This window comes from Streptomyces sp. A0958 (assembly GCF_004795035.1).
GTDB lineage: Bacteria > Actinomycetota > Actinomycetes > Streptomycetales > Streptomycetaceae > Streptomyces.
The window spans coordinates 13,099-30,485 of record NZ_SSBK01000021.1 but is presented as its reverse complement, the minus strand read 5'-3'; the positions used below and the strand labels follow the sequence as shown (position 1 = coordinate 30,485).

At 72.3% G+C, this 17,387-nt stretch carries 17 protein-coding genes; 5 read left to right on the top strand and 12 right to left on the bottom strand.

Annotated elements, in window-relative coordinates; all coding sequences use genetic code 11:
* Positions 1 to 26 precede the first annotated feature (26 nt).
* Positions 27 to 914 (bottom strand): PhzF family phenazine biosynthesis isomerase, encoded by an 888-nt coding sequence (locus tag E6P78_RS20730; RefSeq protein WP_136205127.1) that lies wholly within the window; start codon positions 912 to 914, stop codon positions 27 to 29.
* Here E6P78_RS20730 and E6P78_RS20725 point away from each other — a divergent pair, their 5' ends adjacent.
* A complete protein-coding gene (locus E6P78_RS20725; protein ID WP_136205126.1) occupies positions 915 to 1,145 on the top strand; it encodes a hypothetical protein in 231 nt (76 codons plus the stop codon). It begins immediately after the preceding gene.
* Positions 1,146 to 1,193: 48 nt separating this feature from the next.
* Here E6P78_RS20725 and E6P78_RS20720 read toward each other — a convergent pair whose 3' ends face one another.
* Entirely contained in the window at positions 1,194 to 1,661 is a 468-nt protein-coding gene (locus E6P78_RS20720) for a lamin tail domain-containing protein (protein WP_136205125.1), read from the bottom strand.
* Between the two features lie 88 nt (positions 1,662 to 1,749).
* Complete coding sequence (locus E6P78_RS20715; protein ID WP_136205124.1) at positions 1,750 to 2,523, bottom strand: SDR family oxidoreductase; 774 nt, start codon at positions 2,521 to 2,523, stop codon at positions 1,750 to 1,752.
* A gap of 327 nt (positions 2,524 to 2,850) precedes the next feature.
* Here E6P78_RS20715 and E6P78_RS20710 point away from each other — a divergent pair, with 327 nt between their 5' ends.
* The gene (locus E6P78_RS20710) at positions 2,851 to 4,479 is read left to right on the top strand and encodes an alkaline phosphatase D family protein (protein ID WP_136205123.1); all 1,629 of its coding nucleotides are present in this window, start codon (positions 2,851 to 2,853) and stop codon (positions 4,477 to 4,479) included.
* 17 nt (positions 4,480 to 4,496) lie between these two features.
* On the opposite strand, the gene E6P78_RS20705 is transcribed toward E6P78_RS20710, so the two are convergent.
* Positions 4,497 to 5,492, bottom strand: coding sequence for a Gfo/Idh/MocA family oxidoreductase (locus E6P78_RS20705; RefSeq protein ID WP_206307861.1), 996 nt, complete (start codon positions 5,490 to 5,492; stop codon positions 4,497 to 4,499).
* A gap of 78 nt (positions 5,493 to 5,570) precedes the next feature.
* On the opposite strand from E6P78_RS20705, the gene E6P78_RS20700 reads away from it, so the two are divergent.
* Positions 5,571 to 6,887: a multidrug effflux MFS transporter gene (locus E6P78_RS20700; RefSeq protein WP_136205122.1), complete on the top strand. Its 1,317-nt coding sequence runs from the start codon at positions 5,571 to 5,573 to the stop codon at positions 6,885 to 6,887.
* 29 nt (positions 6,888 to 6,916) lie between these two features.
* Positions 6,917 to 7,915, top strand: coding sequence for a small ribosomal subunit Rsm22 family protein (locus E6P78_RS20695; RefSeq protein WP_136205121.1), 999 nt, complete (start codon positions 6,917 to 6,919; stop codon positions 7,913 to 7,915).
* Here E6P78_RS20695 and ddaH read toward each other — a convergent pair.
* Positions 7,912 to 8,727: a dimethylargininase gene (ddaH, locus tag E6P78_RS20690; protein WP_206307860.1), complete on the bottom strand. Its 816-nt coding sequence runs from the start codon at positions 8,725 to 8,727 to the stop codon at positions 7,912 to 7,914. The two genes, E6P78_RS20695 and ddaH, sit on opposite strands and share 4 nt — an antisense overlap.
* 320 nt (positions 8,728 to 9,047) lie before the next feature.
* Here ddaH and E6P78_RS20685 point away from each other — a divergent pair, with 320 nt between their 5' ends.
* Positions 9,048 to 9,794, top strand: a complete 747-nt coding sequence (locus E6P78_RS20685; protein WP_136205119.1) for a bifunctional DNA primase/polymerase — start codon at positions 9,048 to 9,050, stop codon at positions 9,792 to 9,794.
* A 36-nt stretch (positions 9,795 to 9,830) separates the two neighbouring features.
* Here the strand turns inward: E6P78_RS20685 and E6P78_RS20680 are convergent, their stop codons facing one another.
* From E6P78_RS20680 to E6P78_RS20650, 7 genes are all read right to left on the bottom strand, one after another.
* Positions 9,831 to 10,739, bottom strand: coding sequence for a hypothetical protein (locus E6P78_RS20680; protein WP_136205118.1), 909 nt, complete (start codon positions 10,737 to 10,739; stop codon positions 9,831 to 9,833).
* Positions 10,690 to 11,658: an iron uptake transporter permease EfeU gene (gene efeU / locus E6P78_RS20675; protein ID WP_136205117.1), complete on the bottom strand. Its 969-nt coding sequence runs from the start codon at positions 11,656 to 11,658 to the stop codon at positions 10,690 to 10,692. The genes E6P78_RS20680 and efeU overlap by 50 nt, the downstream gene beginning before the upstream one ends.
* 30 nt (positions 11,659 to 11,688) lie before the next feature.
* A complete protein-coding gene (gene efeB / locus E6P78_RS20670; RefSeq protein ID WP_136205116.1) occupies positions 11,689 to 12,966 on the bottom strand; it encodes an iron uptake transporter deferrochelatase/peroxidase subunit in 1,278 nt (425 codons plus the stop codon).
* A 23-nt stretch (positions 12,967 to 12,989) separates the two neighbouring features.
* Positions 12,990 to 14,126, bottom strand: a complete 1,137-nt coding sequence (gene efeO, locus E6P78_RS20665) for an iron uptake system protein EfeO (RefSeq protein WP_136205115.1) — start codon at positions 14,124 to 14,126, stop codon at positions 12,990 to 12,992.
* 190 nt (positions 14,127 to 14,316) lie between these two features.
* Entirely contained in the window at positions 14,317 to 15,156 is an 840-nt protein-coding gene (locus E6P78_RS20660; protein WP_136205114.1) for a heme ABC transporter ATP-binding protein, read from the bottom strand.
* On the bottom strand, positions 15,153 to 16,250 hold the full coding sequence (locus E6P78_RS20655; protein ID WP_136205113.1) for an iron ABC transporter permease: 1,098 nt from the start codon (positions 16,248 to 16,250) through the stop codon (positions 15,153 to 15,155). The genes E6P78_RS20660 and E6P78_RS20655 overlap by 4 nt, the downstream gene beginning before the upstream one ends.
* Positions 16,247 to 17,326 carry an ABC transporter substrate-binding protein gene (locus E6P78_RS20650; protein WP_136205112.1) on the bottom strand — a complete coding sequence of 360 codons (1,080 nt, stop codon included), beginning with the start codon at positions 17,324 to 17,326 and terminating at the stop codon, positions 16,247 to 16,249. Before E6P78_RS20650 ends, E6P78_RS20655 begins: the two co-directional genes overlap by 4 nt.
* Positions 17,327 to 17,387: the final 61 nt, after the last annotated feature.

Genomic DNA, 17,387 nt, shown 5'->3' with positions numbered 1-17,387 from the left:
CGGCGGCGGCCCCGTGCTCAGGCCGCTCAGGCCGGTTCCGGGAGGCGGGTGCCCGTGCCGCTCACCCGCACCCGCGCGTCGCCCGCCCGCAGCGTCACCGTGAGCGTGCCGGGGCGGCCCATGTCCTCGCCCTGGTACAGGGTCAGCTGGGCGGTCTCCGGTACGAGGGACAGCGCGCGCAGGTAGGCACCGAAGGCGGCCGCCGCCGCACCCGTCGCCGGGTCCTCCACCACACCGCCGACCGGGAACGGGTCGCGGACGTGGAACACGGCGGCGGAGGCCCGCCGCACCAGCTGGAGCGTGGTCAGGTCAAGGCGGTGCATGAGCGCTTCCAGGCGCGCGAAGTCGTAGTCCAGCGCGGCCAGCCGTTCCCGCGTCCCGGCGGCCAGCACGAGGTGGCGGGCGCCCGCGTAGGCGATCCGGGGCGGCAGGTCCGGGTCGAGTCCGGCGGCCGGCCAGGCCAGGGCCGCCAGCGCCTCCGCCAGGTCGGCCGGGGCGATCTCCTCGATGTGCGGTTCCACACTGGTCAGGGTGGCCCTCAGCTCGCCGCCCTCACGGGCCACGGTGACCGGCACCGTACCGGCGCGGGTGGTGAACTCCATTTCCCCGGGGCCGTCCCGCTCGGCGAGGGCCAGGGCCGTCGCGACGGTGGCGTGGCCGCAGAACGGCACCTCGGCCTTCGGGCTGAAGTAGCGGATCACATACCCGCGCGCGCCGGGCGCCGCCGCCTCGGTCCGCCCGGTCAGAAAGGCCGTCTCGCTGTAGCCGAGCCCCGCCGCCACGCCCAGCATGGCCGCGTCGTCCAGGCCGCCGGCGTCGAGCACGACCCCGGCAGGATTACCGCCCTCGGGGTCGGCGGAGAACGCGGTGTAGCGCAGCACCTCGGGAAGCCCGGCCGCGGGGAGATCGCTCATGTGCCGCACAACCCCGGGCCCGGCGGCGGCATTCCCGGGGCCCGCGCCCTCCTCTCGGACGCTGTTGGTCAGACCAGTCTCCAGCACCAGCTCACCGGCGCCGCCATCAACCTCGCCCGCATCGACGCCCACCTCACCGACACGCCCCGGGCCCGCACCCGAACCAGCCGCTTCGCAGCACTTCGCCCCGCCGACCAAGTCGGCGGGGCGAAGCAACAGGGCCCGAATTAACCAACAGCGTCCGCCGATCGCGGTCCGGGCCCCGGGGTGGGCGCGTGCTCAGTGGCAGTTCTTGGTGCCCTTGCCGGACTTCGTCCAGGAGCAGGAGTCCAGCAGCGCGCCGCCCGGCTTGATCAGCCGCGCCTTGTCACCGGTGTTGTTCCAGACGTACGAGCCGCGGTTCCAGTACACGTGGCCGGGGCTGGTCGTGCCCTTGCCGGTGTGGACCTTGACGGTCTTGCCCGGGCTGACGTTGTAGCTGCCGAAGGTGTACGTGTAGCCGGTGTTGTCCTTGAGCTTGTAGCCCTTGAGCTGGAACTTCGACTTGGTGTTGTTGTGTATCTCGACCCACTCGGCCTTCAGCGAGGCGTTGGACCGGGTGTCCTTGCCGGGGCTGTCGTACTGGATCTTGCCGAGGTGCACTCCGCCCTGATGCTTCGCGGCCGAGGCCGGCGTCGCCAGGAGCAGCGAACCGGCGAGGGCGGTCGTGGCGACCAGAGCGAGGGGCGCCGCGGTGCGTATGCGCATGCTGTGTTCCTTGTGTGGAGTTCCGGTGAAGGACTGTGAGCATAAGGGCAGTGCGCACACGCCGGGCCCGATACGGCGGAATCCGGCGTCAGCCGCGCCCCACGTACGGCATCGCCGTCGCCATGACCGTCGCGAACTGGACGTTCGCCTCCAGTGGCAGGCCGGCCATGTGGAACACCGTCCGGGCCACGTCGTCGGCCGCCATCACCGGTTCCACGGCGAGTTCGCCGTTGGCCTGGAGCGTGCCGGTCCGCATCCGCTCGGTCATGTCGGTCGCCGCGTTGCCGATGTCGATCTGGCCGCAGGCGATCCGGTACGGGCGCCCGTCCAGCGACAGCGACTTCGTCAGGCCGGTGATCGCGTGCTTGGTCGCGGTGTACGCCACCGAGTGCGGGCGGGGCGTGTGCGCCGAGATCGAGCCGTTGTTGATGATCCGCCCGCCCTGCGGGTCCTGCTCCTTCATCTGCCGGTACGCCGCCTGCGCGCACAGGAACGCGCCCGTCAGGTTCACGTCGACGACGCCGCGCCAGTCCTCGTACGCGAGGTCCTCGACCGGCACCGAACCCGGCCCGAAGGTGCCCGCGTTGTTGAAGAGCAGGTCGAGGCGGCCGAAGCACTCCCGTACGGAGGAGAACAGGGCGTCCACGTCCTGCGGGCGGGTCACGTCGGCGGGGACGGTGATCACCCGGGCCTGCTCGCCGGCCATCGCGGCGGTCTCGGCGAGCGGGTCCGGGCGCCGGCCCGCCAGTGCGACCGCCCAGCCGGCACCGACGAGGGCGAGCGCCACCGCGCGGCCGATCCCGGAGCCCGCGCCCGTGACCACGGCCGTCCTCGTCGTGGAGTTCAACAGTCCGTTGCTCATGCCGCCGCAGCGTACGCGCAACGGCGGCGGCCGGGGGTGTCCGGGGCGGGGCCGAGGGGCGCGGCCTCCTGTGCGCGGGCCCGACCGCCGGGGCGCTGCCGATTCCCGTCCTCCCAGGGGTGATTCCGGGACCCGGACCGGCGATTCCCGCCCCCTCGCGGACCCACGCGATGATCATGGTTTGGCCGCGTACGCGGAGTTTGCCCTCGGGGGCACCATCCTGCCGCACTCCTCATCCAGGCGACGCCCGCACGACGCGAGCACGACAACCGCAGGATGCGCCGGCCCGGTGGACTTCCCCCCCAACACCAGTCAGGGGAGGGACAGATGACGCACTCATCGCCACAGCAGGAGCTGCGCGACGCCGCCCGGCACACCGACCGCCGCCGCTTCCTCACCGTCACCGGAGCCGCCGCCGCGCTCGCCTTCTCGGTCGGCCTGCCCGCCGCCGGGACGGCGAGCGCCCGCGAGATGCAGGCCCGGCAGATCGGCGAGGACCCGTTCACCCTCGGCGTCGCCTCGGGCGACCCGCTGCCCGGCTCCGTCCTCCTGTGGACGCGGCTCGCGCCCCGCCCGTTCGAACCCGGCAGCGGCCTGCCCGACGCCCGCGTCGAGGTCCGCTGGGAGCTGGCCCACGACGAGCGCTTCACCCGTGTCGTCCGGCGCGGCACCGCCTACGCCCACCCGGAGTTCCACCACAGCGTGCACGTCGAGGTGCAGGGCCTCGCCCCGGACCGCGTCCTCCACTACCGCTTCCGCGCCGGACAGTGGACGAGCCCCGTCGGCCGGACCCGCACCGCGCCCGCCACCGGGGCCCGCAAGCGCCAACTCAGCCTGGCCGCCGTCTCCTGCCAGGCCTACCACGACGGTTACTTCACCGCCTACAAGCACCTCGCCCAGGAGGACGTCGACGTCGTCTTCCACCTCGGCGACTACCTCTACGAGTACGCCGTCAACGCGTCCGGCGGTGCCCGCGACTACACCGACCGCACCCTGCCCGCCCTCTTCGACCGGGAGACGACCACGCTGGAGGACTACCGCCTGCGGTACGCCCTCTACAAGTCCGACCCCGACCTGCGCGCCGCCCACGCCGCGCACCCCTTCGTCGTCACCTGGGACGACCACGAGACCGAGAACAACTACGCCGGGGACATCTCCGAGGACGACGTACCGCCCGAGGAGTTCCTGATCCGCCGGGCCGCCGCGTACCGCGCGTACTGGGAGAACCAGCCGCTGCGCGCGCCCCAGCGGCCGACCGGACCCGACATGCGGCTCTACCGCCGCCTGCACTTCGGCCGGCTCGCCCAGTTCGACGTCCTCGACACCCGCCAGTACCGCAGCGACCAGGCGTACGGCGACGGCTGGCAGACCCCCGGACCCGAGTCCGAGGACCCGAAGCGCACCCTGACCGGCGCCACCCAGGAGCGCTGGCTCATCGACGGCTGGCGCCACTCGCACGCCACCTGGAACGTCGTGCCGCAGCAGGTCACCTTCGCTCAGCGGCGCGACGTGCCGACCGACGCCTTCAAGCTGTCCATGGACTCCTGGGACGGCTACCCGGCCTCCCGCGACCGCATCCTGAAGGGCGCCCGGAGCGCCGGCGTGGACAACCTGATGGTGCTCACCGGCGATGTGCACGTGAGCTACGGCTTCGACCTGAAGCAGGACTTCGACGACCCGGCGTCGCGCACCGTCGGCACCGAGATCGTCACCACGTCCATCACCAGCGGCAAGGACGGCTCCGAGAAGCCGTCCAACCACAACAACCTCATGCGGGCCAACCCGCACCTGAAGTTCTACAACGGGCGCCGCGGCTACGTCGTCGTCACCCTCCAGGAGCGCCGGGCGCGCGCCGACTTCCGTACGGTCTCCGCCGTCACCAAGCCGGGCGCCCCCGTCACCACCGCCGGCTCCTACGTCACCGAGGCCGGAAACCCGGGCCTGAAGCCGGCCTGATCCCTACGGGCCGGCGCCTACGCGTCCACCGGGTAGCGGACGCCGACGCGGTCACGTACCGCGTCGAGCGTCCGCATCACCGCGAGCGAACCCTCCAGCGGCACCAGCGGGGACTCCGTCTCGCCCGCCCGGACCGCCCGCATCACCTCGGCCGCCTCGTACTGCATCCCCGAAAGCCCCTGCGGACCCGGGCCCGAGGTGATCTCCTCGGGCTCGCCGCCCGCCCGGTGCAGCACGAAGCTCTGCGGGTGGAAGAAGCTGTGCGGGATGTCGATCCGCCCGCCCGTGCCGATGACCGTGGCGGCGGTCGGGTGGTGCCCGACGATCGAGCAGGACAGCAGCGCGGTGGCGCCCGAGTCCCAGCCCAGCAGCATCCCGGTGTTCAGGTCGACGCCCTCCGGCGACAGCAGGGCCTCGGCCTGCACCCGGTCCGGCTCACCCAGCAGCAGCTGCGCGAACGCCACCGGGTACACGCCCAGGTCCAGCAGCGCTCCGCCGCCCAGCCGGGGGTCGCGCAGCCGGTGCCCCGGCCCCAGGTCGCCCGCGAAGCCGAAGTCGGCCTGCACGGTACGGATCTCGCCGATCGCCCCGTCCCGCACCAGCTCGGTCAGCCGACGCACGACCGGATTGCAGTACGTCCACATCGCTTCCATCAGGAAGACCCCGCGGTCCCGGGCGAGCTTCACCAACTCCCGGGCCTCACGCTCGTTGAGCGTGAACGCCTTCTCGCACAGCACGTGCTTCCCGGCCTCCAGCGCGAGCGCGGCGGCCTCCCGGTGCGCGGAGTGCGGCGTGGCCACGTACACCACGTCGACCTCGTCGTCGGCGACCAGGCCGGCCCAGCTGCCGTACGCCCTCGGTATCCCGAACCGCTCCGCGAAGGCCTGCGCCGACGCGTCCGTACGGGAGGCCACGGCCACCACCTCCGCATCGGGCATGGCCCGCAGATCAGCGGTGAACGTCGCCGCGATCCCGCCTGTCGCCAGCACGCCCCAACGGACAGTCCTGCTCATGCACGCTCCCAAAAAGGTGTCGACCACTCCCGCTGAGCTGAGAGCATAGAGCCGGATTCAACAACTATGGAGATGAGAATGCCGGAGAGCGGCGTCAGCCGGGCCCAGCAGATACGTACCACCGACACCACCGAAACCCCCGCCGCTCCTCACGGCGGGGCCCCACTTCCCGGCAGAGCCACCCCCGCCGCCCGGCGCACCGGCCTTCTCGTCACCCTGGTCCTCGGCGGCCTGACCGCGCTCCCGCCGCTGTCCATGGACATGTACCTCCCGGCGCTCCCCGCCGTCACCGACTCGCTGCACGCCCCCGCCTCCACGGTTCAGCTCACCCTCACCGCCTGCCTCACCGGCATGGCGCTCGGCCAGATCGTCGTCGGACCGATGAGCGACCGCTGGGGCAGGCGCCGCCCGCTGCTCCTCGGCATGGCCGTCTACGTCCTGGCCACCGCGATCTGCGTCTTCGCCCCGTCCGCCGGGCTCCTCATCGCCTTCCGCCTGATCCAGGGGCTGGCGGGCGCGGCCGGCATCGTCATCTCCCGAGCCGTGGTGCGCGACATGTACGACGGCGTCGCGATGGCCCGGTTCTTCTCGACCCTGATGCTGATCTCCGGCGTCGCCCCCGTCATCGCGCCGGTCATCGGCGGACAGGTCCTGCGGCTCACCGACTGGCGCGGCATCTTCGCCGTCCTCACCGCGGTCGGCGTCCTGCTCACCCTGGTCGTCTGGAAGTGGCTCGGCGAGACCCTGCCGCCCGCCGAGCGCCACACCGGCGGCATCGGCGACGCGCTGCGCACGATGCGCGGGCTGCTCGCCGACCGCGTCTTCACCGGCTACATGATCGCGGGCAGCCTCGCCTTCGCCGCCCTCTTCGCCTACGTGAGCGCCTCGCCCTTCGTCATCCAGGAGATCTACGGCGCCTCCCCGCAGACCTTCAGCCTGCTGTTCGGCATCAACTCCATCGGCCTGATCATCGTCGGCCAGATCAACGGCAAGCTGCTCGTCGGCCGGGTCAGCCTCGACAAGGCCCTCACCTGCGGGCTCGTCGTCATCGTGGCCGCCGCGGTCTCCCTGCTCCTGATGACGTCCGGGGTCTTCGGCGACATCGGTCTCGTGCCGGTGGCCGCCGGGCTGTTCGTGCTGATGTCGGCGATGGGCCTGGCGATGCCCAACACCAACGCCCAGGCGCTGATGCGGACCAAGCACGCCGCCGGATCGGCCTCCGCGCTCCTCGGCACCTCGCAGTTCCTGATCGGGGCCATCGCCTCCCCGCTCGTCGGGATCGCCGGCGAGGCGACCGCGGTGCCCATGGCCGTCGTGCAGCTGGTGTGCGCGGCCGGCGCCCTCGCCTGCTTCCTCGGCATGTGCCGCCCCTGGGAGGTGTCTCCTCGGTCATGACCGGGTTCCCGCCCGCCTACAATTCCTCGGTGAACGCCACCCTCCCCACCGCGGAAGCCCTGCGCGCGGCCCTGGCCGGACTCCTCGACGGGCTGCCGCCCAAGCAGGCGGGCACCGCCGTCGACCGGCTCATCGCCCACTACCGGGGCACGATCCCCACCGACGCCCCGGTGCTCCGCGACCGTTCGGACGTGGCCGCGTACGCCGCGTACCGGATGCCGGCCACCTTCGAAGCCGTCCGGGCCGCCCTCGACGCCCTGCGCGCGGCCGCCCCCGACTGGGCGCCCGCCACGCACACCGACGTCGGCGGCGGCACCGGGGCCGCGAGCTGGGCCGTCGCCGGGGAGTGGGAGGGCCACCGCACCACGGTCCTGGACTGGGCCGAACCCGCGCTCGCCCTGGGCCGCGAACTGGCCGGCGCCTCCGCCCCGCCCGCCCTGCGCACCGCCGAGTGGCGGCGCGCCCGCATCGGCAAGGACCTGGACCTCGCCGCCACGGACCTGGTGACGATCTCCTACGTACTCAACGAGCTCACCGGCCAGGCCCGCACCGCGCTCATCGACGCCGCCGCGGCAGCCGCCCAGGCCGTCGTGGTCGTCGAGGCCGGCACCCCCGACGGCTACGCCCGGATCATCGAGGCCCGCGACCGGCTGACCGCCGCCGGGCTCACCGTCGCCGCGCCCTGCCCGCACAGCGGCGCCTGCCCCATCGAGCCGGGCACCGACTGGTGCCACTTCTCGGCCCGGGTCAGCCGCTCCTCCCTGCACCGCCAGGTCAAGGGCGGCTCGCTGCCGTACGAGGACGAGAAGTTCAGCTACGTCGTCGCCACCCGCTTCGCCCCCCGGCCCGTGGCCGCCCGGGTCATCCGACGACCGCAGATCCGCAAGGGCCAGGTGCTCCTGGAGCTCTGCACCCGCGACGAGGGCCTGGAACGGGCCACGGTCACCAAGCGGCACGGCGAGCTGTACCGCGCCGCCCGGGACACCGACTGGGGCGACGCCTGGCCGCCCCCGCAGGACGCCGCCTAGGCGCGCAGCTCCTGCGTACAGCACTTCACGCTGCCGCCGCCCTTCAGCAGCTCGCTCAGGTCCATCGGCACCGGCTCGAAACCGCGCGCCCGCAACGGGTCGAACAGGCCCGTCGCGGCCTGCGGCAGCAGCACGTGGCGCCCGTCGCTCACCGCGTTCAGACCGAGCGCCGCGGCGTCCGCCTCCCCGGCGATCAGCGCGTCCGGGAAGAGCCGGGCCAGCACCGCGCGGCTGCCCGGTGAGAAGGCCGGCGGGTAGTACATGACCTCGTCGGCCGCCTCGTCCAGCACGCTCAGGGCCGTATCGAGGTGGTAGTAGCGCGGATCGACCAGATCGAGACCGATCACCGGACGGCCGAAGAACTCCTGCGCCTCCGCGTGCGAGAGCGGACTCGACCGGAAGCCCCGGCCGGCCAGGACGTACGAGTCGGTCACCGCGAAGTCGCCCTCGCCCTCGTTGACGTGGTCGGGCTCATGGATCTCGGTGAAGCCGTGGCCGCGGAGCCAGTCGCGGTGGGCGGCGGCCTCCTCGAACCGTTCCCGGTAGGCGAACCGGGCGCCCAGCACCCGGCCGTCGATCACCGTGGCCCCGTTCGCCGCGAAGACCATGTCGGGCAGGTCGGGCCGCGGCTCCAGCAGGTCGACGGTGTGGCCGAGCGCACGGTAGCGGTCGCGCAGGTCCTCCCACTGGGTCTGCGCCAGCGGCAGGTCGACGGGCTTGGTGGGGTCCATCCAGGGATTGATGGAATACGTCACCCTGAAGTGGGAAGGGGCACACATCAGAAAGTGCCGGGGTGTGGCTTCACGAGGCAACGAAGGCTCCTCACGAAAATCGTCGCGGCGGCTGGTGGCCGCTGCGGCCGGTGCGTCGCACGGGTGTGTGCGTGAGCCCATGGTGCGCCGTACGGGGCCCCCGGCACAGTGGTCCGATCGGGTGGTTCGGTCGGGCGCGGAACGGCCGTGTGCGCCGTTTCCCGACTCCGAACGGGGTGCATACACGCTCTTTCGTGACAAAGCATGTGATAGTGCCCACCGTGCGGCATCGGCCGTCCCACCCCGCTTCCGGACTCTGGCCACCCGAGGCGCAGGATGGTGGGACCATGGGCAGGGGCAACGCAAAGGCAAGGGGATAGATGGGCGCCGATTTCGGCCGTAATCGCGGCTCAGAGAGCAAGTTTTCCCAGTGGCTGCGGCGACGACCCAAACCGCAGCAGCGCGAGGTCGACGACACCGCACGGGAGGCGCTGCTCCTGGCTGTCGCCGAAGCCGGAATGCCGATCGCGCCCGCCGCCCACCCGGTCGGCTACCGATGTTCGTGCGAACGCATCGGCTGTCCCACCCCGGCCCGCCATCCGATCTCCTTCGCCTGGCAGACGCAGTCCACCACCGACCGCGCCCAGATCGAGCGCTGGGCCGCCAGCCAGCCGCAGGCCAACTTCATCACGGCGACCGGCATGGTCCACGACGTGCTCGACGTCCCGCTGTCCGCCGGCGCCCAGGCGCTGGAGCGGCTGCTCGAAGCCGGAGTCGAGGTCGGCCCCGTGGCCCGCTCCGGCGACGACCGGATGCTCTTCTTCACGGCGACGCGCGGCACGCCGGAGGACGAGGACGAGTGGTGGCCGTGCGAGCTGGACTGCCACCCCGAGACGATGGACGAGCACCCCGGCCTGCGCTGGCACTGCCGGGGCAGCTACGTGCTGCTGCCGCCCGCCCTGCTCCCCGGGGAGCAGGACGTCGCCTGGCTGCGGGGCCCCGAGCACCCGCTGCCCGACCCGCTGACGCTGCTGGAGACGCTGACGGACGCGTGCGCGCGGTTCGTGGGCTCCGCCGAGCAGAGTGACGTCGACCACGACGCGGTGGCCTGGCCGCTGCGCCGGTAACCGGGAGCGGGCCCCCGAAGATCTGCTGGACAGGCCCTACGAGCCCTTCGCCGCCGTCAGGCCGGGCAGCCGGTTCAGCACGGTCACCTTGCGCGCCTCGGCTCCCTTCCCGGGGACGTACACCAGCTGGCTGGAGACCCGCTCCTTGGTCAGGGTGCTCTTCACCTCACCGGTGAGCAGCGCCTCCACATCGGGCTCCACGGTGGGGCGCAGCCCCTTCGCCGCGGTCTGCCGTTCGAAGTGCTTGCTGCTGAAGAAGACCAGCGCCCCGCCGTCCTCGGTGGCCAGCCCGAGGGGCGCGTACATGCCGCTGTCCAGCGGCTGGTCGACGTACTGGTACGAGAACCCGGCCCGCTTGGTGTTCAGCCGGGCGTCGCGCCACTGGGAGGTCGCGGCGCCGGGGGCGAACACATCGGGCGTGCCCTTCTGCAGGTACTGGGTGTACCGCGTGCCCAGGTCCTTCGGGGCCACGGCCAGGTCGGTGCCGTCCGCCGCGACCGGCTCGGCCCGGCCGTCGCCGTCCTTCGCGAGGACGGGTATCCGGTCCGGGGCGACGACCGACAGGTAGGCGGCCTTCCAGCCCGCGTCGGGGCCGGACTTGACGAAGGCCAGCAGCCAGCGGGTGTCCTGATCGCCCGCGTCCCGGTTGGAGTCCGTGTCGGCGAGGAACCAGCGCGGCCAGCCCGCCTTCTTCGGGATGACGAAGCGGGCGTCCGTCAGCTCCAGCGGCTGGTGCCGGGCGTTGCCGGTCGGCTCGATCGTGTGGCGGGCCTTCAGCCCCGCCTGGTTGATGGCGCCGAGCGAGCCCGTCACCAGGTCGGCGTCGAGCGCCGGATCGTACGCCTTGTCCGCGGCGTTGTACGCGGCGGTGAACTCCCTCAGGGCCTGCGCGGCCTCAGACTTCGTCGCCGCCGGTACGACTTCCAGCTCGCCGTGCACCGTCATGCACCCGCTCGCCGTCAAGCCCAGCACCGTCGCCACCGCGAGTCCCGTCACCGGCCGTGCCGGCTTCAGACTTCTCATCCGTTGCTTTCCGCGCCTTCTGATCCGTCGCCACTGACCGTCCGAACCCTACCGGGGACAGGAACAGCGCGAGGGCCGGGACCAGATACAGGGCCCACACCGTGAGTTGGAGGACGGTCGGGTCCGGCTGGAAGTTGAACGTGCCCTTCAGCAGGGTTCCGTACCAGCTGTCCGGCGGGATCGTGTCGCTGATGTCGAACGCGACGTTCCGCAGACCGCCCAGGAACTCCGCCTCCTGGAGGTCGTGCACCCCGTAGGCGAGCACACCCGCGGCGACGACCACCAGCATCCCGCCGGTCCAGGTGAAGAACTTCGCCAGGTTGATCTTCAGCGCGCCCCGGTAGAACAGCCAGCCCAGCACGACCGCCGTGACGATCCCCAGCACCGCGCCGATCATCGGATGCCAGCCGTCGTCCGCCGCGTGCACCGCCCGCCACACGAACAGCGAGGTCTCCAGGCCCTCCCGGCCGACCGCGAGGAGCGCGGTGGCGACGAGCGCGCCGGTGCCCATCGCGAGCGCCGCGTCGAGCTTGCCGTGCAGCTCCGCCTTCAGGTGGCGCGCGGTGCGCCGCATCCAGAAGACCATCCACGTCACCAGGCCCACCGAGACGATCGACAGCGAACCGCCGAGCGCCTCCTGCGCCTTGAACGTCATCTCCTGCGAGCCGAATTCGAGCCCCGCGCCGAACGCCAGGCTGACCACGACCGCGATGGACACACCGATCCAGATCGGCGGCAGCTTGTCGCGGTTTCCGGTCTTCACCAGGTACGCGATGAGGATGCAGACGACCAGGCTGGCCTCAAGCCCCTCGCGCAGGCCGATCAGGAAGTTGCTGAACACGTTTCGGTTCCCTTTCCGCTTCGAGTCCCGTTACGAGAACAGCGCCCGGCCCCACCAGTCGTCCGTGTCGCGGACGCCCGGCGGGACGGCGAAGTGCGCCGAACCCACGTGCTGGATGTACTCGTTGAGTGCGTCGTGTGCCGCCAGCCGCCGTTGCAGGGGGACGAACCCCTTGCGGGTGTCGCGCTGGTAGGCGAGGAAGAACAGCCCCGCGTCGAGCCGGCCGAGGCCGTCGGTGCCGTCCGTGAAGGAGTAGCCGCGGCGCAGGATCATCGCCCCGTCGTTGCTGTCCGGGTGGGCGAGGCGCACGTGCGCGGTCGGCAGCATCGCCTTCAGGAACGGCTCGTCCCGCTCCTTCGACTTGCCCACGGGAGCGCCTTCGCCCTTGTCGCGGCCGAAGACGTCCTCCTGCTCCTGGAGCGAGGCGCGGTCCCAGGTCTCGATGTGCATCCGGATGCGCCGGGCGACCAGGTACGAACCCCCGGTCATCCAGTCCGCCCCGTCCTCGGCCCCGGCCCACACGTGCCGGTCGAGGGCGGCGGTGTCGGTGCCGGAGATGTTCCGGGTGCCGTCCTTGAAGCCGAGCATGTTGCGCGGGGTCTGGGCGTCGGGCGTCGTGGAGGACGTCTTGCCGAAGCCCAGCTGCGACCAGCGGATCGCGGTGCGGCCCATCCCGATCCTGGCGAGGTTGCGGATGGCGTGCACGGCGACCTGCGGGTCGTCCGCGCACGCCTGGACGCACAGGTCGCCGCCGCTGCGGGACTTGTCGAGGTTGTCGCCGGGGAACTTCGGCAGGTCGACGAGCGCGTCCGGGTGCCGGTCCTCCAGGCCGAAGCGGCCCTTGGCGAACAGCGAGGGCCCGAAGCCGAGCGTCAGCGTCAGCCGGGACGGCTTGAGGCCCAGCGCCTCGCCCGTGTCGTCCGGCGGCGCCTCGGGCAGGCCCCCGTACGCGCCGTCGCCGACCGCGTGGCCGGCGGTCATCCGCTCGGCCGCCCGGGTCCACTCCCTGAGCAGCGCGACCAGTTCGGCCCGGTCCTTCGTCGTCACGTCGAACGCGGCGAAGTGCAGCCGGTCCTGGACGGCGGTGGCGATGCCGGCCTGGTGCGCGCCGTGGAACGGCACCGCGGCGCCGCTGTCCGCGGCGGCCACGGGCGCCTCTGGGGAGCGGACCGCGGCGACCGTACCGCCGGCGGCCACCGCGCCGACCGCGAGACCGGCGCCGCCCCAGCCCAGCAGCGCCCGCCGCGAGGGAGCGCCCGGCGAAGGCTTCCCGTCTCCGGCCGGTGTCTGCCGCGTCTCCTCGGACATCCCCGCAACCTCTTTCCGGCCCGTTACTTCGTCACCGCGGCGGCCAGCTTGGACAGCGGCTCGGCCAGCGCGTTGACCGCGTCCGACAGCTCCTTGCGGTCCGCCTTGCCGACCTTGTCGTAGGAGGTGAACTCGTACGAGGAGGTGTCCTTGCGGTACTTGTCGAGCAGCTTGTTCAGCGCCGCGAACCGCTTGTCCAGGGTGGCGGTGAGCGCGGCGTCGTTCTTCGAGGCGATCGGCTTCAGCAACTGGTAGGACTGCTCGGCGCCCTCGACGTTGGCCTTGAAGTCGACCAGGTCGGTGTGGCTGTAGCGCTCCTCCTCGCCGGTGACCTTGCCGGTCGCGACCTCGTCCAGGAGCTCCTTGGCGCCGTTGGCCATCGAGGTCGGGGTGATCTCGGCGGTGCCGACCCGCTTCTGCCAGTCGACCAGGTCCTTGTACAGGGCCGGGGCGAGGGCCTTCTCCTCGTCACCCAGCTTCTTGTCCTGCCACAGCGCCTTCTCCAGGCGGTGCCAGCCGGTCCACTTCTGGCCGTCCTCCAGGCCGTCCGCGCGCACGTCGACCTTCGGGTCGATGTCACCGAAGGACTCGGCGACCGGCTCGGTGCGCTCCCAGCCGATGCGGGAGTCGGCGTACGCCTTCTTCGCGGCCTCGATGTCACCGGCGGCGACGGCGTCCGTGAAGACCTTGACCTTCGGCAGCGTCTCGTCGGCCTGCGCCTGGACGTAGGTGCGGTACGCGGCGACGGCCTTGTCCATCTCGGGGCTGCGCTTGGCCACCTTGCCGCCGCTGACCTCGATCTTCTGGCGGATGCCGTGGCCCTTCATGCCGGGCTTGCAGGCGACCTCGTACGAACCGGCCTTGATCTCGGCCGTGATGGTGGCCTTGGTGCCGGGGCCGATGTTCTCGCGCTCGGCGACGATGCGGTCGTCCGGGAACAGGACGTAGACCTCGGTGACCTTGGAGCCCTTGTTCTGCACGGCCAGCTCGATGTGACCGGCCGGCAGCTTCTTCTTGGACACCTCGCAGGAGTCGTCCTTGGCGACGACCTGGACGGCCCCCTCACCCTTGCCGTCGCTCTTCTCGGCGCAGCCCGTGACAGCGGTCAGAGCGGCCACGGTGGCGGCAGCGGTGACGACGGAGAGACGAACGGCTCGCATACGGGCTCCACATGAGGATGAAGGAGAAGGCGGGAAGGGTCGGACAAAGGTGAGTGAGGCGGACCTAACTTAACCGAGGCTTACCTGCCCGATACCCGCCCGCGCAGTGATTCAGCTCTCACCGCGCGGGCCCGGGAACGGTGCGATCACGGCCGACCCATGGACGAACCCCGCACTGGTAATGCCCAGGTCAAGCGGTGCGGTCCGGCACGACGAGCGGCACCCCGGTCCGCGGGTGCGGGAACACCTCGACCGGCTGCCGGTACACCTTGCCGAGCAGCTCACTGGAGAACACCTCGGCCGGCGGCCCCGCCACCGCGATCCGCCCCTCGTGCAGTACGGCCGCCCGGTCCGCGTACGCGGCGGCGAGCCCCAGATCGTGCAGGACGACGACGACCGCGTCCCCGGCGGCGGCCCGCTCCCGGCAGATCCGCAGCACCAGCTCCTGGTGGCGCAGGTCCAGCGCGGCGGTCGGCTCGTCCAGCAGCAGCAGCGGGGCCCGCTGCGCCAGCACCCGGGCCAGCGCGACCCGGGCCCGCTCACCCCCGGACAGGGCGGAGAAGGGGCGTCCGGCGAACTCGGTGACCTCGGTGGCCGCCATCGCGGCGGCGACCGCCGGATCGTCCTCGTCCGCCCGGCCCGTACCCGCCCAGGGCGCGCGCCCCATCCGTACGACGTCCTCCACCGGGAACGGGAAGGCGAGGGCCGCGGTCTGCGGCAGGACGGCGCGGCGCAGGGCGAGTTCGGGGGCGGACCAGTCGGTGACCGGCCGCCCGTCGATGCGTACGGCACCGCTCTCGGCCGGCAGGTCGGCGGCGAGGGCGGCCAGCAGGGTGGACTTCCCGGCCCCGTTCGGGCCGACGAGCGCCACCACCTCGCCCGCGTGCGCGGTCAGGTCGATCGACTCCAGCACCTGCCGCCCGCCGAGCCGCACCCGCAGCCCGCTCACCTCGGCGACCGGGTCACCGGCAGGTACCCGCACGGGCAGCTGCCGGCTGTGCGGGGCGAAGAGGGTCCGCAGCGTCTTCATGCCCAACCACCTTGCTTGCGACGGGTTCTGCGCAGCAGCCAGAAGAAGAACGGGCTGCCGAAGAGTGCCGTCAGCACACCGAGCGGCAGCTCCGCCGGGTCGGCGACGGTACGGGCCGCGAGGTCGCCCGCGACCAGGACGAGGGCTCCGCCGAGCGCGCTGCCGGGGACGAGGAAGCGGTGACCGGGCCCGTTCGCCATGCGCAGCAGATGCGGCACCAGGAGCCCGACGAACGAGATGATCCCGGCGACCGCCACCGCGGCCGCCGTCAGCAGCGCCACGACGAGCACCAGCACGAGCCGCAGCCGTTCCACATCGACGCCGAGGTGCCGGGCGGGCCGCTCACCGAGCGCGAGCAGGTCCAGCTTGCGCGCGTAGAACGGGGCGATCAGCAACCCCAGGGCGGCGCAGGGCAGGACGGCCAGCACCTTGGGCCAGGTGGCCTGGGCCAGCGAGCCGAGCTGCCAGAAGGTGATCTGGGTGACCTGGGCGTTGTCGGCGAAGAAGACGAACAGTCCGATCAGCGCGCCCGCGAAGGCGTTGACGGCGATCCCGGTGAGGATCAGCGTCACCACCTCGGTCCGGCCGCCCGACCGCGACAGCGTGTACACCAGGAGCACGGTCAGCAGGCCGGCGGCGAACGCGCAGACGGTGATGGTCCAGTTGCCGAAGAAGCTGAGCCCCAGCGCGATCGAGGCGACCGCGCCGACCGCCGCGCCCGCGGAGATCCCGATGACGCCGGGTTCGGCGAGCGGATTGCCGAACACGCCCTGCATCAGGGCGCCCGCGCAGCCGAGCGAGGCGCCGACCAGCAGCGCGAGGACGACCCTCGGCAGCCGTACGTTCCACAGGACGCTCTCGCCGACCCGGTCCAGGGCGTGCCCGCCGAGCCCCATCCGGTGCTGGACGGAGGCGAGGACGTCACCGAGCGGGATGTTGTACGCGCCGAGCCCGGCGGACAGCAGGCAGCCCAGGACCAGCGCGGCGAGCAGTCCGGCGGTGAGGGTGACGGCGGTGGAGCGCCGGGCGCGGGGCGGGGCGGGGACCGGTTCCGCCCCGGCAGCCTTGGCGGGTGCTTCGCTGGAGGTGGTCACTTGCCCGACCCGCTCTCCGGGTAGAGCTGGGCGACCAGTTCGTTCAGTACGCGGTCGGTGCGCGGGCCGTAGTTCAACAGCACCCCGTCGTCGACGGAGACGATCCGCCGGTCCATCCCGGCCGGGGTCTCGGCGACGCCCGGGATCTTCACCAGGCCGTCGATGCCGCCGACCGAGTCGAGGCCCTTCGTCATGACGAGGATCGCGTCGGGGGCGGCCTTGGCCAGGGCCTCGCTGGTGATGGCGGTGAAGTCCTTCTTCAAACCGGACTCCTTGCCCGCGTCGACCGCGCCCGCCGCCTCCAGCAGCGAACTCGCCCCGGAATCCCGGCCGCCCAGCAGATAGACGGACGCGGAGCCCCGCAGGTAGAGGAAGGCGACGCGCGGCTTCTCGGCCCCGTCGGCCGGTGCGGGCACGGTCTCGCGCACGGCGTCGATACGGTCCTGGGTGCGCTTCTTCAGGGTCTCGCCGGACTGCGGCACGCCGAGCGCCGCGGCCACGGTGTCGATCCGGCGGCCCACGTCGGCGAGTTCCTTGGCGGGTTCGACGACCACCAGCGGAACGCCGGCGTCGCGGATCTGGCCGATCGCCTCGGCCGGGCCGGTCGTGGTGTCCGCGAGGACCACGGTGGGCTTCAGCGACAGGACGCTCTCGGCCGACACGTCGTGAGCCCGGGTCACCACGGGAAGCTTCGCGGCCTGTTCGAAGGCGGCGGTGATGTCGCGGGCCACGACCTGCTTGCCGAGCCCCAGCGTGAACACGATCTCGCTCAGGCTGCCGGTCAGCGGCACGATCCGGTCCGCCGATGTGACGGTGGTCCGCTTGCCGTCCGCCGACGTGACGGTCACCGGGAGCTTGGGGGCGGCCGTGCCGGCCAGCGGTTCTATCCGGTCGGCGTCCGCCGCCGACGAGGCCCCGGTTCCCTCGGACTTCGCCGAGGGCGACCCCGTACCGCCGCAGCCGGACAGGAGCAGGGCCGAGGCCAGGGCGAGGGCGGTGGCCAGGACGCCGGTGCGCCCGCGCCCGGTCCGCCGGGCGCTGCGGCCCGGCGGGGCGAAGTCCTGCGAGAAGCGCACGGGGCACCGTCCTGTCGTTGTGCGGCTCGTACTACGGCGAGCAGTTGGTGAGGTCTGCGAA